Source organism: Zoogloea sp. LCSB751 (assembly GCF_002028455.1).
Taxonomy (GTDB): Bacteria; Pseudomonadota; Gammaproteobacteria; order Burkholderiales; family Rhodocyclaceae; genus Zoogloea.
Genome location: NZ_MWUM01000002.1, coordinates 107,577 through 124,386, shown reverse-complemented (window position 1 = coordinate 124,386; position 16,810 = coordinate 107,577). Strand labels below are relative to the sequence as shown.

Genomic DNA, 16,810 nt, shown 5'->3' with positions numbered 1-16,810 from the left:
CTGGCCCGGGTCGGCGCACATCCGAAAGCCGCCCCTTGATGCACAATGAAGTCCCTTGCGGCTTCAACCGGACCCATGCCCCCGCTTCCTCGCAGCATCGCCCACCTGGACATGGACGCGTTCTACGCGTCGGTGGAGCTGTTGCGTTACCCGCAGCTGCGCGGCCTGCCGGCTGTGGTGGGCGGTCGCCGCGCCGCAGCGGTCGAGGACCCGACCCGCTTCCCGCGCCTGCGCGACTACGTCGGCCGCGGCGTGATCACCACCGCCACCTACGAGGCGCGGGCCCTCGGCGTGCATTCCGGCATGGGCCTCATGAAGGCCGCCCAGCTGGCGCCGGACGCACTGCTGCTGCCCGCCGACTTCGACACCTACCGCCACTACTCGCGCCTCTTCAAGGCCGCGGTGCGGGACATCGCGCCGGAGCTCGAAGACCGCGGCATCGACGAGATCTACCTGGACCTCACCGCCCTCAACCCGGACGGCAGCCGCGAAGGCGCCCGCACCATCGCGCTGCGCCTGCAGCAGGCCGTGCGCGACGCCACCGGCCTGTCCTGCTCCCTCGGCGTGGCGCCCAACAAGCTGCTCGCCAAGCTGTGCTCCGACCTGGAAAAGCCGGCCGGCATCACCGTGGTGGCCGCCGACGACCTGCCGGCCCGCATCTGGCCGCTGCCCGCCAAGCGCATCAACGGCATCGGGCCGAAGGCGGCGGCGCGGCTGGAGGCGCTGGGCATCCAGCGTATCGGCGAACTGGCCGCCGCCGATCCCCAGTGGCTGCAGGAACAGTTCGGCGAACGCTATGGCCAGTGGCTGCACCGCGCTGCCCGCGGCCAGGACGACCGCCCGGTGGTCACCCACAGCGAGCCGAAGAGCCTCTCCCGCGAAACCACCTTCGAGCGCGACCTGCACCCCCGCCAGGACCGCAGCGAACTGTCGCAGCGCTTCACCCGCCTGTGCGAGCAGCTCGCTGCCGACCTGGCGCGCAAGGGCTACTTCGGCAAGACCATCGGCCTCAAGCTGCGCTTCGACAACTTCCACACCGTCACCCGCGACCTGACCCTGCCCGGCCCCATCGGCGACGCGGCGGCGATCCGCCGGGCCGCCGGCGAATGCCTCAAGCGCGTGCCACTGGAACGGCGCATCCGCCTGCTCGGCGTGCGCGTCGGCAACCTGGTGAGACGCGACGCCATTCCCGAACACGAACCGCCAGCACCGGTCCAGGCCGAACTCTTCGCCTGAACGCACCTACACAACAGGACCTCCAGGAGACCCGCATGCAGCACCCGAACCTCGAACCGGCCATCCCAAGCGCCATCGAACCCTGGCGCCAGAACCTCCGCGGCGAACACGATGCCCTGCTGCGCGGCCCGCGCCCGGCCTGGTGGTGGACCGGGCTGGCCCCGGAGAATTGCCCCGGCATGCAGCCCGACGGCCGTCTCACCGCCCTGCCCCAGCCCGACCTCGCCACCTGTACCCGCGAATCGGTGCTGGCCACCTTCGACAACGGGTGGACGCTGACCGAGGTGCTGTTCGCCAGCCTGCAGGGCGAGGAAGCCTTCTACCGCCCGCCCTACCATCACCTGCGCCACCCGATGGTCTTCTACTACGGCCACCCGGCGGTGCTGTACGTGAACAAGCTGCGCGTTGCCGGCCTCATCGACACCCCGATCAATCCCTACTTCGAACGCATCTTCGAGACCGGCGTGGATGAAATGCGCTGGGACGACATGTCGAAGAACGAGATGCGCTGGCCCGGCTTCTCGGAAGTGCACACCTACCGCCAGCAGGTCTACCTGACGGTGCGCCGCCTCATCGAAACCCACCCCGGTCTGGTCCGCGGCCATGCCCCCATCACCATGGACGACCCGCTGTGGGCGTTGTTCATGGGCTTCGAGCACGAGCGCATCCATATCGAAACCTCATCGGTACTGATCCGCGAACTGCCCATCGACGACGTGCGCCGCCCGGAAGAATGGCCGGCCCTGCACGCCAGCGCCGGCACGCCGGCGCATTTTCCGCCGCTCGCCGGGCAGGACTTCCCGGCGCCGCGCCTGGTGGACATCCCGGCCGCCGTCGTAAAGTTAGGCAAGCCCCGCGACTGGCCGAGCTTCGGCTGGGACAACGAATATGGCGAACGCCGCGTCGCGCTGCAGGCCTTCAAGGTCGAGAACCAGCTGGTCAGCAACGGGGCCTTCCTGGAGTTCATCCAGAACGGCGGCTACCTGGAGCGCCAGTACTGGACCGACGCCGGCTGGGAATGGCGCGGCTTCCGCAACAGCAAGTGGCCCTGTTTCTGGGTGCCGGACGGCCCCGCCGGCCTGCACCGCTACAAGCTGCGCACCCTGTTCGAGACCATCGACATGCCGTGGAACTGGCCGGCCGAGGTCAATGCCCACGAAGCCGCCGCCTACTGCGCCTGGCGCAGCGCCCGCGACAGCATCCCCTGTAGGCTGCCCACCGAGGCCGAGCACCATGCACTGCGCGACGCCTCGTGGGCCGAAACCGATCCCCCCGCCCACCACGACGGCGCCGCCCTCGCCGCCGCCTGCGGCTGCAACAGCCAGCTCGCCCACGGCTCCCCGTGGCCGGTGGATGCCGGCACACCCAGCCTGGCCGGCGTGCATGACGTGTTCGGCAACGTCTGGCAATGGCACGGGGACGACTTCAGCCCACTGCCCGGCGCCCGCGTCCATCCCTATTACGACGACTTCTCGACCCCCTGCTACGACGGCCAGCACCAGATGATCCTCGGCGGCTCATGGATCTCCTGCGGCGACGAGGCCAGCGTGTGGGCGCGCTTCCACTTCCGCCCGCACTTCTTCCAGCACGCCGGCTTCCGCGTCGTGCAGGCCGCCCACGACGGCAACGTGGTCAAGCTCGACGGCGCGGACAGCACCAGCCAGGTCTATGAAGATGCCCGCATGGTGGACGACTACATGCTGCTCCACCACGGCGAACCGCAGACCCAGATGCCGTGGGCCGGCGGCCCCCAGCGCAGCACCTCCTTCCCCCAGCGCTGCGCCGACTGGCTGCTCGACGGCGCCAAGCAGTACCAGACGGGCACGGCCCGCGCGCTGGACGTCGGCTGCGCGGTCGGCGGCGGCAGCTTCGAACTGGCTCGCGGCTTCGGCGAGGTACTCGGCGTGGACCTGTCCCGCGCCTTCATCGACGCCGCCAGCACGCTGCAGCAGGACGGCAGCCGGCCCTACTTCCGGCACGACGAAGGCGAGCTGGGCGAAACGGTGACGGCCCGCATCGACCCGGCCATCGACCGCAGCCGGGTCAGCTTCCGCCAGGCCGACGCCTGTTCGCTGCCCGCCGAGCTGGCCGATTTCGACGCGGTGCTGCTGGCCAACCTGCTGTGCCGCCTGCCCAGCCCCATGTCCCTGCTCGGCCGCCTCGGCGGGCAGCGCGGGCTGGTCAAGGTCGGCGGCCTGGTGGCCCTGTTCTCGCCCTACTCGTGGCTGGAGCAATTCACGCCGCGGGAAGCCTGGCTCGGCGGCTACGAGAAGGACGGCCAGGCGGTGCGCAGCGCCGACACCCTCAAAGCCTTCCTGGCCGCCGAAGGCTTCGTGCTGCGCCGGGAGGAAGAGGTGCCGCTGGTGATCCGCGAACATGCCCGCAAGTACCAGTTCATCGTGACCCACGGCATGCTGTGGCAGCGGGAGCGCTGACGCAGCGCCTCACATCGCCAGCGCCTCGCGCATCCATTCGACGAACACCCGCACCCGCGCCGGCAGCAGGCGCGCGTGCGGGTAGACCACGCTGACCGGGCGCGGCGTCGGCTCGAAGTCTTCCAGCACAGGCTGCAGCCGCCCCGCGGCGAGGTGGCCGGCGATCTGGTAGGACAGGAAGCAGCCGAAGCCCAGCCCGGCCACGCAGGCGTCCACCGCCGGCGCCACGTGGTTGAACTCCAACCGCCCCTTCACCGGCACGCCGAATGAGCGGCCCTTGTCCTCGAAGCGCCACCAGCCCCCCGAACCTGACAGGAAGCCGATGCAATCGGCCTGCAGCAGATCCTTCGGATGAGCGGGTAGCGGACGCCCGCGCAGGGTGTCCGGACTGGCCACCACCATGCGCCGCACCGCGCCGACCGGATGGGCGATCAGCGTCGAATCCTCCAGCGCGCCGATGCGGATGCCCACGTCGATGCCTTCTTCCAGCAGGTTCACGACCCGGTCGAAGAGCAGCAGACGGCAGCGCAGCTGGTCGTGGCGCAGCATGAAGCGATTCACCGCCGGCGCCACGTACATCTGCCCGAACAGCACCGGCGCCGTCACCGTGAGCTGGCCGGACAGCTCGCCGGCCTCCTCCTTCAAGGCGGCTTCCGCCTCGTCGAGGGAAGCCAGCAGATTGCGGCAGCTCGCCAGGTAATGCCGCCCTTCCTCGGTCAGCGCGATGCGGCGCGTCGTGCGGTTGAACAGGCGTACGCCCAGTTCGGCCTCCAGCGCCGCCAGCGTGCGCACCACCGCCGGCAGCGAACTGCCCAGGCTGCGTGCCGCGGCACTGAGGCTACCGTCGTCGGCGATGCGTACGAAGGTCGCCATGGCCTTCAGCTTGTCCATGGTCATTACTCCATCTATCGGATGAGTGAAATCAGGATTGCGCCATTTATCCATAAATCGGATCAACGCACACTAGCTGCCATCACCCACACCAAAGGAAGAAACCATGAACACCCCCGCCCAGCCGATCAAGCTGTACCGCTTCCCGCTCTCCGGCCACAGCCACCGGGCCGAGCTCTTCCTGTCCCTGCTCGGCCTGCCCGTCGAGCCGATCGACGTCGACCTGGCCGGCGGCGAGCAGAAGACGCCCGCCTACCTGGCGATGAACGCCTTCGGCCAGGTGCCGGTGATCCAGGACGGCGACCTGACCATCGCCGACTCCACCGCCATCCTGGTCTACCTGGCCCGCCGCTACGGGGATGCGCACTGGCTGCCGACCGACGCGGCCGGCGCCGCCCAGGTCCAGCGCTGGCTGTCGGTGGCCTCCGGACAGGTCGCCTACGGCCCCTGCGCGGCCCGCCTGATCACGGTGTTCGGCATGGACTTCAACCCGAAGGAAGTCATCGCCCGCGCCCACACGCTGTTCGCGGTGATCGAGAAGGAACTGGCCGAACGCCCCTTCCTCGTCGGCGACCACGCCACCATCGCCGACGTGGCCAACCACACCTACATCGCCCACGCGCCGGAAGGCAATGTGTCGCTGGCCGACTACCCGAACATCCGTGCCTGGCTGGCCCGTGTGGAAGCGCTGCCCGGCTTCATCCCGATGCCGGCCACCGCCATCGGCCTGGCGGCCTGACGACCATGGCTGGCCCCAGCTTCCACACCGGCGAACAAGCCCTGCAGGCCCGCGCCGGCAGCCGGGAACGGCTGGCCGAGGTCGGCCCGCGGGTGATCCGGCCGGCCATGCCGGAAACCCACCAGGCCTTCTTCGGCCAGTTGCCCTTCGTCGTGGTGGGCGCGGTGGATGGCGACGGCCAGCCGTGGGCGTCGCTGCTTGCCGGCGCACCGGGTTTCATCACCGCACCGGCGGACGATCGCCTGCACATCGCAGCGCGGCCGCCGGCCGGCGATCCTCTCGAAGGTCTATTGGAAAACGGCGCCCGCGTCGGCCTGCTCGGCATCGAGGCCCACACGCGGCGCCGCAACCGGGCCAACGGGCGGGTCGTTGCGGTGGATGGGGCCGGTATCGACGTCCACGTCGAACAGAGTTTCGGCAACTGCCCCAAGTACATCCAGCCGCGCCAGGCCGAGTACACGCCCGGTCGTCCAGCCTTCCCGGAACACACGGATTTCACCGGTCTGGGCGAACCCGTACGAGCGCTCGTCGCGGCGGCCGACACCTTCTTCATCGCCAGCGCCCACCCGGACGACGACGGCCTGCCGGCCCACGGTGTGGATGTGTCCCATCGGGGCGGCCCGGCCGGCTTCGTGCGCATGGACGGCGACACGCTGACGGTGCCCGACCTGGCCGGCAACAACTATTTCAACACCCTCGGCAACCTGCTGCTGGCCCCGCGCGCCGGCCTGCTGTTCATCGATTTTGTGCGTGGCGACCTGGCCTGGCTGGCCGCCGATGCGGAGATCGTCGACGACGAGGCTGCCCTCGCCACCTTTCCCGAAGCCCGGCGCCTGCTGCGCCTTCACGTACGCACGAGTCGCCTCGCCCGGCAGGCCGCAGCCCTGCGCTGGCAGCCACCGCCCGCCTGAGCAAGCATCCGGCTCAGCGCTGCAACGCCTGCAGGGTGATCTTCTTGATCGCGCCGTCGCAGCGCTCGGCGACCCGGCGGTATTCCTCCGGCGTGTCGATCTGCGCCTGCACGAGCTCCACCTTGTTGATCTCGCGCCGCACGTAAGGCCCCCAGCGCTCCTCCAGCTCATTGGCGATGCGCGTCCGCGCCTGGCCGATCGGGCCGCGCCACGGGCCGCCGGTGGTGAAGCGGCGGGACAAGGTATCGGCAAGCTCCTTCTCGATGCCGGCCAGGTGCTGGCGATAGGCATCCACGTGGCGTTGCTCGTGCTGGTAGATCTCCCGGTAGGCACAGCTGTCCTTCGGAAATTCCTTCGCCACATACACCGTCAAGGGGCTGAAGCCGTAGGTCACGCTGATCTGCGGACTGGCGCACTCCCACTGGCGGGACGCATCGACGCGGGACACCACCCTGGTCTCGAAACGCACGATGGCCGCCCCGCGCGTCAGGCCGAGCACCCGCTGCCCTTCCTGCAGGGAACGCGGCCCCATCAGGCTGAGGGTGCGCAGGCCGGTTACGGTACCCAGCCCGACCGGCTCCTCGTGCAGCTTCACCGTCACCGACGGCTTCGGCAGCTCGTCGCAGACGTCGGCGAAACTGTTGCAGCAAAACAGGGCGAGCAGCAGGGGCAGGAAACGCATCGGTTCGACATGCGCACAAGCGTTGGAGCCGTGCTCAGGAGTGCCCATGATCTTCAAGCTGCAGCGCAGCAGACACCTGCCGCTGCAGCTGCGGCAGATCGCGGTGGATCGTCCGCCAGACGATTTCAAAATCCACTTTGAAGTAACCGTGCGCAAGGGCATTACGCATCTGATAGGCGAATGCCAAGGGCAGCTCCGGATGAGCGGCGGCGAACTCCGGATAGTGCCTTTCGATGTTGTTGCTGGCCTCGCCGATGATCTCGAAATTGCGGATCACCGCGTCCTGTACCAAGGGGTTATCCAGGAAGGCCACTTCCTCCATATCCCCGGTATACCGGTCGATACGCTCGATGGCTTCGAGGATGTGTGCCAGATAATCGGCCACTCGCTGCCGATCACGACTCATACCGGCCGGGCTTCCGCGAGCACAGCGGCTCGAAACGTGTCCGGCAATGCATTGGGAGTCAGCACGTCCACCGGCACACCGAGCAGCTTGCCCAACTCGTGGCGGATCGCCCCGATGTCGAACAGCGTTGTCTCCGGCGTCGGGTCGATGAGGATGTCCAGATCGCTGCCCTCCTTATCCAGCCCATGCAGCACCGAACCGAATACACGCGCATTGCGGGCACGATGGGACTCCACGACACGGCGGATCGCGGCGCGATTCGAGTCCAGCACTGCCGACGGTTTCATGCGTTCTCCCACACCAGATCCGGCTTGACGATAGAGCAGCCGTCGGCGCTTTGCAACCGCCAGGCGGATGCTGCGACATGATGGTTCTGGCCCCCGTCCATCAACCACCCGGCGCATCGAAACGCACACCCTGGGCCAGCGGCAGCGCGCTGGAGTAATTGATGGTGTTGGTGGCCCGCCGCATGTAAGCCCGCCAGGCGTCCGCGCCGGCCTCGCGGCCGCCGCCGGTCTCCTTCTCGCCGCCGAAGGCGCCACCGATCTCGGCACCGGACGGGCCGATATTCACGTTGGCGATGCCGCAGTCACTGCCGGCCGCCGACAGGAAACGTTCCGCCTCGCGCAGATCGGTGGTGAAGATCGCCGAGGCCAGCCCCTGGGGCACCCCGTTATGCAGCGCGAGCGCCTCGTCCAGCGTGCGGTAGCGCAGCACGTAGAGGATCGGGCTGAAGGTCTCGCGGCGCACCAGCGCGCTCTGGCCGGGCATCTCCACCAGCGCCGGGCGCACGTAGCAGCCGTCGGGGCAGTCGGCCACCGCCACCACCTCGCCGCCATGCACGCAGCCGCCCTCCGCGTGGGCCTGGACCAGCGCCGCGCGGTGGGCGTCAACGGCCACACTGTCGATCAGCGGGCCGACCAGGGTGGCGGGCTCCAGCGGATTGCCGACCGGCAGGCTGGCAAAGGCCGCCGTGAGGCGCGGCAGCAGGTGCGCCGCGACGGATTCGTGGACGATCAGGCGGCGCAGCGTCGTGCAGCGCTGGCCGGCAGTGCCGGCGGCGGCGAAGACGATGGCCCGCAGCGCCAGCTCCAGGTCGGCGCTGGGTGCGACGATCATCCCGTTGTTGCCGCCCAGCTCCAGCAGACTGCGCCCGAAGCGCGCCGCCACCCGCGGCGCCACGCTGCGCCCCATCGCCGTCGAACCGGTGGCCGACAGCAGCGCCACGTCCGGATGATCGGCCAGCGCCGTGCCGAGGGCGCCGGGGCCGATCACCACCTGGCTGAGGTCCGGCGGCACGTCGCCCGCCTCGGCCATCGCCTGGGCCAGCAGTTCCTGGCAGGCCAGCGCACACAGCGGCGTGCGCGACGACGGCTTCCACACCACCGCATCGCCGCACACCAAGGCCAGCGCGGCGTTCCACGCCCACACCGCAACCGGAAAATTGAAGGCGCTGATGACGCCGCACACGCCGAGGGGATGCCAGCTTTCCATCAACCGGTGGCCGGGCCGCTCGCTGGCCATCGTCAGGCCGTAGAGCTGGCGCGACAGGCCGACCGCGAAGTCGCACATGTCGATCATCTCCTGCACCTCGCCCTGCCCTTCGGACAGGATCTTGCCGCTCTCGATGCTGACCAGCCGGCCGAGTGCTGACTTATGCCGGCGCAGCGCATCGCCGAAGCGCCGCAACAGCTCGCCGCGGCGCGGCGCCGGCACAAGGCGCCAGGCCAGGAACGCCGCCCGCGCCCGCGCCACCACGGCATCCAGATCGTCGCACTCCACGCAGCTGCCGATGCGGCTGCCATCGATCGGCGAACGGGCCACCAGCCTACCGGCCCCCGGCACCGGCAGTCCGAAACCGGCAAACAGTACAGCGACTTCGGAAGACAACAGCGGATGCAGCATGGCGCCCTCCCAGCAAGGTGATCACGCCTGTTGGACACGCGGGAGCCAGGAACAATCCCGGCAGGGTCAGGCGCATTCCCCCCAACGACAGTCCCGCAATTCAAAAGCAAGCCGCGGAGTGCAAGCCGGCCCGGCAAGGGCTAGATTTCGGGTATCGCAGCAGCCCATCAAGACCCGACCATGGATGCCCCTCTCCACAGCCACGCCGCCCAAACCCTGGCCGACCCGCGCTGGGCCGCCGTGCTGGCCCGCGACCCGACGGCCGACGGCCACTTCTTCTACTCGGTGAAGAGCACCGGCGTGTATTGCCGTCCGTCCTGCGGCTCGCGCCGGCCACGGCCGGAGAACGTGGATTTCCACGCCAGCGCGCCGGACGCCGAAGCGGCCGGCTTCCGCCCCTGCCGACGCTGCCGGCCAGACCTGCCGCCCCTCGCCGAGCGCCAGGGGGCGCTGGTCGCCGAGCTGTGCCGCTTCATCGAGGACGCCGATCACGTGCCGAACCTGGACGAGCTCGCCCGCCAAGCCCAGCTCAGCCCCTTCCACCTGCAGCGTCTGTTCAAGGCAACGACCGGACTCACGCCACGCGCCTACGCCGCTGCGCTGCGGGCCCGCCGCCTGCGCGACGGCCTTGCCGCCAACCCATCGGTCAGCGCCGCCCAGTACGACGCCGGCTATGCCTCCAGCGGACGCTTCTACGCCGACACCGACGCCGCGCTGGGCATGACGCCAAGCCAGTACCGGGCCGGCGGCGCCGACACCGAGATCCGCTTCGCCATCGGCCAGAGCGCCCTCGGCGCCATCCTAGTCGCTGCCAGCCCGCGCGGCGTCTGCGCGATCAGCCTCGGCGACGATGCCGACGCCCTCGCCCGCGAACTGCAGGACCGCTTCCCCCACGCCGAGTTGGTCGGCGACGATCCCGACTTCGCCGCGCTGGTGGCCCAGGTGGCCGGCTTCGTCGAAAGTCCGGCCACGGGCCTCGACCTGCCGCTGGACCTGCGCGGCACCGCCTTCCAGCTGCGCGTGTGGCACGCGCTGCGGGAGATCCCGGTGGGCAGCCGGCTGAGCTACACCGAACTGGCCCGCCGCCTTGGCCTGCCACGGGCGGTGCGGGCGGTGGCCGGCGCCTGTGCGGCCAACACGCTGGCGGTGGCCGTGCCCTGCCATCGGGTGGTACGCAACGATGGCGGCCTGGCCGGCTACCGCTGGGGCGTCGCGCGCAAGCAGGCCCTGCTCGAACGCGAGGCCCGGCCATGACCCTCGACCTCTTCGCGGCGACCGACCCGTACCAGCCCATCGCCCCCGGCGCGATGCTGCTGCACGGTTTCGCGCTGGCCGACGCGGACGCCATCCTGGCGGACGTGCAGGCCATCGCCGCCCGCGCGCCCTTCCGGCGCATGTTCACGCCGGGCGGCCAGGCCATGTCGGTGGCGATGAGCAACTGCGGCAGCCTCGGCTGGATCAGCGACCGCCATGGCTATCGTTACGTCGCCGCCGACCCGGACAGCGGCCAGCCGTGGCCACCGCTGCCGCCGCGCCTGCTGCGCCTCGCCGGCGCCGCGGCGGAACGGGCCGGCTTCCCCGCGTTCGTGCCGGACGCCTGCCTGATCAACCGCTACGCGCCGGGCACCCGCATGTCCCTGCACCAGGACCGGGACGAGCAGGACTTCACACAGCCCATCGTCTCCGTGTCCCTCGGCCTGTCGGTCACCTTTCTGTTCGGCGGCCTGGCTCGCAGCGACAAGGCCGCCCGCCTCACCTTGAGCCACGGCGACGTGCTGGTGTGGGGCGGGCCGGCGCGGTTGCGCTTCCACGGCGTGCTGCCGCTGCTGGACGGCCGGCACCCGGCGACCGGTGCGTGCCGCATCAACCTGACCTTCAGGAAGGCGGGCTGACGGTGGCCGGGACGGTTCTTCCCGCCCCCACAGTCCAACCCACAGTCCAAACCGCAACCCAAACCCTCAGGTCTGCCCCTGAACCGGGGACCTGAGCACCGGGCCCGCAGAACCCCCACGGCTCCGCCAAGGATCACCGCCATGCGCCTCGCCCTTCCCGCCTCCTTCCGGCCCGCCGACATCCTGGCCTTCCAGGCCCGCGACCCGCAGCAGCTGGCCGAGCGGGTCGAGGCCGGCGGCTTTGCGAAGGGGCTGATCTGGCATGGCGCGCCGGCCTGCCTGCAGCTTGCGTTTCAAGCGGGGCACGTGGACGTGGAACTGGAGGTGGACGGCCCGCCGGCCAGCGCCGGAGCGGTCGCCGGCCTGGCCCGGCACGTCCTGGGCCTCGACCAGCCGGTGGACGCCTTCGAGGCGGCCCACCGCCACCATCCCCAGCTCGGCCCGCTGCTGAGCCGCCACGCCGGACTGCGCGTGCCGCAAGCCGCAACGCCCTTCGAGGCGCTCAGCTGGGCGGTCACCGGCCAGCAGATCAGCACCGCTGCAGCGATCTCCATACGCCGCCGGCTGATCGCCAGCATCGGGGTCCGCCACAGCGGCGGCCTGGCCTGCTACCCGGACGCGGCGCAATTCGCCGCGCAGGACGAGGCTCAGCTGCGCAGCGCCGGCCTGTCGCAATCCAAGGCTGGCACGCTGCTGAGGCTCGCCCGCCTGATTGCCGACGGCAAGCTGCCGCTGGAAGCCTGGCTCACCACCACGCCTGCCGAGGAGATCCGCGAGCGCCTGCTGGCCATCCGCGGCATCGGCCCGTGGACGGTGGATTACGCGCTGCTGCGCGGCTTCGCGCATCTGGATGGTTCGCTGCACGGCGACGCGGCGGTACGCCGCGGCCTGCAGAAACTGCTGGGAAGGGCAGAAAAAGTCGGCGAAGCCGAAGCCCGCGCCTGGCTCGCCGACTTCGCGCCCTGGCGGGCGCTGGCCGCGGCCCACCTGTGGGCGGTGGCGAAGGAGGCCTGAGGAAACCCACTCATGCGGGTTACTGCGGGGCTGGGCTGTGGGAGCGAATGAATTCGCCCCCACAGAAAAGTCTACTTGAGCCCGGCCGCCACCATCTTGCGGCGCAGGAAGGCGATCTGTGTCTGCAGCGGCAGCCCCTTGGGGCACACATCGTGGCAGCCGAGCAGGGACATGCAGCCGAACACGCCGGCGTCGTCGCCGATCAGTTCGTAGTAGTCCGCGTCGCTGCGCTCGTCACGGGGGTCGAGGCGGAAACGGGCGATCTTGTTGAGGCCCACCGCGCCGACGAAGTCCTCGCGCATGCGCTGCGTGCCGCAACCTGCCACGCAGCAGCCGCACTCAATGCAGCGGTCGAGCTCGTAGATGGCTTCGGCCAGCTCGGGCGCCATCGGCGTCTCGACGGCGGTCAGGTCGGGCTCGGCCTGGCTGTGGATCCAGGTTTCCAGGCGCTCGGCGGTACCGCGCATCCAGCTGCCGGTATCCACCGACAGGTCGCCGATCAGCGCGAACACCGGCAGCGGCGCCAGCGTGATCAGCGGCCCGAGGTCGCGGGTCAGGCTGCGGCAGGCCAGCCCCGGCCGGCCGTCGATGAGCATGCCGCAGCTGCCGCAGATGCCGGCCCGGCACACGAAGTCGAACTGCAGGGACGGGTCGAGGGTGTCGCGGACTTCGTTGAGGGCGATGAACAGGGTCATGCCCTCCGCTTCCTCGACGCGGAAGTCCTGCCAGTGGGGTGCCATCCCCTCGCTCGGACTGCTGCGCAGGATGCGCAGCGTCAGTTGGCGGGGCGTGTCGGTGGTCATCGGCGTATTCCTTGGCAAGGCGCTCAGCCCCGGTGCAGGCGCCGGCTGTCGTCGCGCAGCGCCCCCCAGCCGTCGGCGTGCTCGCCGGGCAGCACGCTGATCTGGGTACCGAGATCGCGGGTGAAGGTCGAACACGGCACGCCGGGCTGGCCATCGACGAACACCCGGCAGGTACTGCAGGCGCCGGCATGGCACATGAAGTTGTCGAGGCGGGTGGCCGGCAGGCTGCCACGCAACTGGCGGATCGCCCGCAGCAGGGTCATGCCACGGGTTTCGACCAGCGTGAAGGCGTGCAGGCTGCCGTTCAGCAGGGGCAGGCGCAGCGTGAGGACGCGCATGTCGGGTTTGGGGGCATTCATGATGCGTCTCCCAGTCTTTCATTGCGGCCCCGGAAACGCACCGGGACCAGGTGCTCGTAGGGCATCAGGGCCTGCTGCACGGTGAAGCGCTCGGCATGCCCGAAGGCCTCGCGGATGGCGGCGATCTCGGCCGCCCGGAGCGCCGTCGCCGGATGCTCGATGGCATCCCGCGCGCCATAGCCGCGCCAGCCCGGTGGCAGCTCCATGTGGCGCACGTCGAGGGCCTCGTAGGCCAACGTGGGCAGGGTCTGGAAGGGGTCGCTCCAGCTGGCGAGGGTGCGCTTGAGCCAGTTGGCGTCGTCGCGGCGTGGGTGGTCTTCCCGGTAGTGGGCGCCGCGGCTCTCGGTACGCTGGAGGGCGCCGTAGGCGACGCACAGGGCCAGCTTGAGCATCTTCTGCACGCGGTAGGCCGCCACCAGCTCCGGGTTGCTGCCCGGGCGCCGCGTTGCCACGCCGATCCGGCGGCTGCGCTGGAGCAGCGCCTGGAGCTCGTCGACGGCCTCGGCCAGCAGGTCGCCGCGACGGAAGATACCGACCTTGTCGGTCATGATGTCCTGCATGCGCCGCCGGATCTCGGTGGCGCTCTCGTTGCCATTGCCCTGCAGCAGAGTGTCGAGCTTCGCCTGTTCCGCAGCGAGGAATTCCCGCACGAGAGCCGTCGACACCTGCAGCTCGCCCGCGGACGATTCCACGAAGTCGGCGATGTTCTCGCCGACGATCATGCCGGCCACCACGGTCTCGGCCACCGAGTTGCCACCGAGCCGGTTGAAACCGTGCAGATCCCAGCACGCCGCCTCGCCACAGGCGAACAGGCCGGCCAGGCCGTAGGCCTCGCCGCGGGCGTCGGTGCGGATACCGCCCATCGAATAATGCTGGGCCGGCCGCACCGGGATGAAGTCGCGAGCCGGGTCGATACCGAGGAAGTGGCGGCAGATCTCCTTCACCTCGCGCAGGCGGCTGTCGATGTGGGCCGCGCCGAGCAGCGTGATGTCCAGCCACAGGTGTTCGCCGAAGCGGCTGTTCACACCGTGGCCGGCGCGGATGTGCTCCTCCATGCGGCGGGACACTACGTCGCGGGAGGCCAGCTCCTTCTTCTCCGGCTCGTAGTCGGGCATGAAGCGGTGGCCGGCGGCGTCCTTCAGCAGGCCGCCGTCGCCGCGGCAGCCCTCGGTGACGAGGATGCCGGCCGGGAAGATCGTCGTCGGATGGAACTGCACCGCCTCCATGTTGCCCAGGCAGGCCGCGCCGGTCTCCAGCGCGATCGCCGCGCCGATGCCCTCGTTGATCACCGCGTTGGAGGTAACCCGGTAGATGCGCCCGAAGCCGCCGGTGGCGATGCAGGTAGCCTTCGCCACGTAGGCGACGAGTTCGCCCGTCACCAGGTTGCGCACGATGGCGCCATGGCAGCGCCCGCCCTCATGGATCAGCGCGATGGCCTCCATCCGCTCATGCACCGGGATGCCTTCGGCCACCGCCTTGTCGCTGACCGCATAGAGCATCGCGTGGCCGGTGCCGTCGCTGACGTAGCAGGTACGCCATTTCTTGGTACCGCCGAAGTCGCGGGCGGCAATCAGGCCGTGGGCCTCGGGCCGTTCGCTGAGCGTGACCCGACGGCCATCCATCACCACCTCGCGCTCGCCGGCGCGCACCCGGTTCCACGGCACGCCCCAGGCCGCCAGCTCGCGCACCGCCTGCGGCGCGGCATGCACGAAGAGGCGCGCCACCGCCTGGTCGCAGCCCCAGTCGGAGCCGCGCACGGTGTCCTCGAAATGCACGTCCTCGTTGTCGCCTTGGCCCTTGGCGGTGTTGCCGAGGCTGGCCTGCATGCCGCCCTGGGCCGCCGCCGAATGGGACCGCTTGGCCGGCACCAGGCTGAGGATGACCACGTCGTGGCCGCGGCGCCGGGCGCCGACCGCCGCCCGCAGGCCGGCCAGACCGCCACCGATGACCAGCACGTCGGTATAGAGGATACGCATGTCAGCCTCCCCGGCGGACGGGCGCCATCGCCGGCGCCACGTTCATACCCGAGGCGACGTTGGCCGGCGTCCCGTCGCCGGACGGTACATAGCGCTCGCCGGCGCGATCGGCGTGGGCGATGCCCAGCCGCACATAAGCCAGCAGGCTGACCAGGCCCAGCGCGATGAAGAACAGGCTGAAAGCGGTTTTCAGCGCACGCAGGCGGCGCCGACCAGCCACCGGATCGCGGCCGGGCAGCCAGTCCCATTTCAGCGCCAGCCGGTACAGACCGATGCTGCCGTGGATTTCCGCCGCGAACAGCAACAGCAGGTACAGCGGCCACATGCTGCCGGTCCACACCCGGTCGGCGGATTCGTAGGGGCCGATCAATTCCGGATGCACCAGCATGCCGTAGAGGTGGATGCTGGCCAGGAAGAACAGCGCGAAGCCGGTCCATAGCTGGATCCACCACAGGCCGGTGTCGTCGTGGCGCAGGCCCGCCCGGTGCTCGGCAAAGGCCTTGTACTGGCGAAAGTTGGCCGGGAACTTGCGCAGCGCCAGCCAGGCATGCAGCACGAACACCGCCAGCACCCCGCCGACCACGCAGGAGACGATCCACGGCTGCGGCGTGGCGAGGAAATAGGCCCCCTCGAAGAAGCGCGCCACGGTGTAGAAGGCGTCCTGGCTGATAAGGATGGACGACACGAAGAACATGTGGGCTACCAGGAACAGCGCCAGGAACAAGCCCGACGCGCTCTGCAGCAGATCCAGCCGGGCCGGCCAGCGGCTGCGGCGATGCAAGGGTGCGGAGGGCGCTGCCGCCACGGGAAGCGGAGTCTCCGGCGCCAGGCTGCCGGCGGGGGTTGGCAGCGCACCGCTTCGTTCGAGCATGCGGCTCATGGCGATGGACCTCAAAATGCCACTCCCTTTGCGGGGGAGAGAAACCGGCCGGGCCGCAAGCGAATGCGCACACCGGCAACCCGGACTCCGGGCGGATGCCCAGCCTGCCGGAGCAAGGGCTCCGATATCGACCCGGCATCTCAATCTAACACAACACTATTGCACTGCAGCATATGCCCACCCCGCAACACCTACCGTGACAAAGCCCCTGAGCGCCGACAAATGGCGCAGCGATGTCGCATACGCGCCACACGCCCCGGCGCCAAGTCCTTGATTCCTTTTGCTGCGGCGCACTGGCGCAGAACCTGCTTGAAGGGGCACACCCTATTTGCGGAGCGCATCATGCCGAAACCGAAAAAGCACATCCTCGTCTGCGTCCAGGGCCGCCCGCCCGGCCACCCCCGCGGCTCCTGCCAGGAAAAGGGCTGCAACACGGTGTGGCAGGCCTTTCAGCAGGAATTCCAGCAGCGCAATCTGTGGAACGACTTCCTGCTCACCAACACCGGCTGTCTCGGCCCCTGTCAGGCCGGCCCCAGCGTGCTGGTCTATCCGGACAACGTGATGTACAGCGGCGTGACCACCGCCGACGTGACCGCCATCGTCGAAGAGCACATCCTGCTCGACCAGCCGGTGGAACGCCTGAAGGCCCCCGAAGGCGTCTGGTGACCCCCGTCGTCGGGC

General features: G+C 69.8%; 17 protein-coding genes. 8 read left to right on the top strand and 9 right to left on the bottom strand.

Translation table 11 applies throughout. The features are described 5' to 3' along the window. Positions 1-75: 75 nt before the first annotated feature. Positions 76-1,236 carry a DNA polymerase IV gene (gene dinB / locus B4920_RS03485; RefSeq protein ID WP_079433229.1) on the top strand — a complete coding sequence of 387 codons (1,161 nt, stop codon included), beginning with the start codon at positions 76-78 and terminating at the stop codon, positions 1,234-1,236. A 35-nt stretch (positions 1,237-1,271) separates the two neighbouring features. Next, a complete protein-coding gene (gene ovoA, locus B4920_RS03480) occupies positions 1,272-3,671 on the top strand; it encodes a 5-histidylcysteine sulfoxide synthase (RefSeq protein WP_079433228.1) in 2,400 nt (799 codons plus the stop codon). A gap of 9 nt (positions 3,672-3,680) precedes the next feature. Here the strand turns inward: ovoA and B4920_RS03475 are convergent, their stop codons facing one another. Beyond that, positions 3,681-4,562: a LysR family transcriptional regulator gene (locus tag B4920_RS03475; RefSeq protein WP_079433422.1), complete on the bottom strand. Its 882-nt coding sequence runs from the start codon at positions 4,560-4,562 to the stop codon at positions 3,681-3,683. Between the two features lie 106 nt (positions 4,563-4,668). On the opposite strand from B4920_RS03475, the gene B4920_RS03470 reads away from it, so the two are divergent. Together B4920_RS03470 and B4920_RS03465 are read left to right on the top strand one after the other, a co-directional pair. Continuing rightward, entirely contained in the window at positions 4,669-5,301 is a 633-nt protein-coding gene (locus tag B4920_RS03470) for a glutathione S-transferase family protein (RefSeq protein ID WP_079433227.1), read from the top strand. A gap of 5 nt (positions 5,302-5,306) precedes the next feature. After that, positions 5,307-6,212 carry a pyridoxamine 5'-phosphate oxidase family protein gene (locus B4920_RS03465; protein WP_079433226.1) on the top strand — a complete coding sequence of 302 codons (906 nt, stop codon included), beginning with the start codon at positions 5,307-5,309 and terminating at the stop codon, positions 6,210-6,212. A gap of 13 nt (positions 6,213-6,225) precedes the next feature. Here the strand turns inward: B4920_RS03465 and B4920_RS03460 are convergent, their stop codons facing one another. The 4 genes from B4920_RS03460 to B4920_RS03445 form a co-directional block, all read right to left on the bottom strand. Beyond that, positions 6,226-6,894 (bottom strand): hypothetical protein, encoded by a 669-nt coding sequence (locus B4920_RS03460; RefSeq protein WP_079433225.1) that lies wholly within the window; start codon positions 6,892-6,894, stop codon positions 6,226-6,228. A gap of 34 nt (positions 6,895-6,928) precedes the next feature. Then, positions 6,929-7,279 (bottom strand): DUF86 domain-containing protein, encoded by a 351-nt coding sequence (locus B4920_RS03455; RefSeq protein WP_216819731.1) that lies wholly within the window; start codon positions 7,277-7,279, stop codon positions 6,929-6,931. Between the two features lie 17 nt (positions 7,280-7,296). Then, the gene (locus B4920_RS03450; protein ID WP_079433223.1) at positions 7,297-7,587 is read right to left on the bottom strand and encodes a nucleotidyltransferase family protein; all 291 of its coding nucleotides are present in this window, start codon (positions 7,585-7,587) and stop codon (positions 7,297-7,299) included. Positions 7,588-7,687: 100 nt separating this feature from the next. Continuing rightward, a complete protein-coding gene (locus B4920_RS03445) occupies positions 7,688-9,205 on the bottom strand; it encodes an aldehyde dehydrogenase family protein (protein WP_079433222.1) in 1,518 nt (505 codons plus the stop codon). Positions 9,206-9,385: 180 nt separating this feature from the next. Here B4920_RS03445 and ada point away from each other — a divergent pair, with 180 nt between their 5' ends. The 3 genes from ada (at position 9,386) to B4920_RS03430 (ending at position 12,111) form a co-directional block, all read left to right on the top strand. Further along, positions 9,386-10,459 carry a bifunctional DNA-binding transcriptional regulator/O6-methylguanine-DNA methyltransferase Ada gene (gene ada / locus B4920_RS03440; RefSeq protein ID WP_079433221.1) on the top strand — a complete coding sequence of 358 codons (1,074 nt, stop codon included), beginning with the start codon at positions 9,386-9,388 and terminating at the stop codon, positions 10,457-10,459. Then, positions 10,456-11,097, top strand: a complete 642-nt coding sequence (alkB, locus tag B4920_RS03435) for a DNA oxidative demethylase AlkB (protein WP_079433220.1) — start codon at positions 10,456-10,458, stop codon at positions 11,095-11,097. Before ada ends, alkB begins: the two co-directional genes overlap by 4 nt. Before the next feature lie 141 nt (positions 11,098-11,238). Further along, positions 11,239-12,111 carry a DNA-3-methyladenine glycosylase gene (locus B4920_RS03430; RefSeq protein ID WP_079433219.1) on the top strand — a complete coding sequence of 291 codons (873 nt, stop codon included), beginning with the start codon at positions 11,239-11,241 and terminating at the stop codon, positions 12,109-12,111. Between the two features lie 71 nt (positions 12,112-12,182). On the opposite strand, the gene B4920_RS03425 is transcribed toward B4920_RS03430, so the two are convergent. From B4920_RS03425 to B4920_RS03410, 4 genes are read right to left on the bottom strand one after another with little or no spacing between them, the layout of a single operon-like run. Continuing rightward, positions 12,183-12,914: a fumarate reductase iron-sulfur subunit gene (locus B4920_RS03425; protein WP_079433218.1), complete on the bottom strand. Its 732-nt coding sequence runs from the start codon at positions 12,912-12,914 to the stop codon at positions 12,183-12,185. 23 nt (positions 12,915-12,937) lie between these two features. After that, on the bottom strand, positions 12,938-13,273 hold the full coding sequence (locus B4920_RS03420; protein ID WP_079433217.1) for a 2Fe-2S iron-sulfur cluster-binding protein: 336 nt from the start codon (positions 13,271-13,273) through the stop codon (positions 12,938-12,940). After that, on the bottom strand, positions 13,270-15,249 hold the full coding sequence (locus tag B4920_RS03415) for a fumarate reductase flavoprotein subunit (protein ID WP_079433216.1): 1,980 nt from the start codon (positions 15,247-15,249) through the stop codon (positions 13,270-13,272). Before B4920_RS03415 ends, B4920_RS03420 begins: the two co-directional genes overlap by 4 nt. Position 15,250: 1 nt before the next feature. After that, complete coding sequence (locus B4920_RS03410; protein ID WP_079433215.1) at positions 15,251-16,129, bottom strand: fumarate reductase cytochrome b subunit; 879 nt, start codon at positions 16,127-16,129, stop codon at positions 15,251-15,253. 342 nt (positions 16,130-16,471) lie between these two features. Between B4920_RS03410 and B4920_RS03405 the strand changes: the two genes are divergently transcribed. After that, complete coding sequence (locus tag B4920_RS03405; protein WP_079433214.1) at positions 16,472-16,795, top strand: ferredoxin; 324 nt, start codon at positions 16,472-16,474, stop codon at positions 16,793-16,795. Positions 16,796-16,810: the final 15 nt, after the last annotated feature.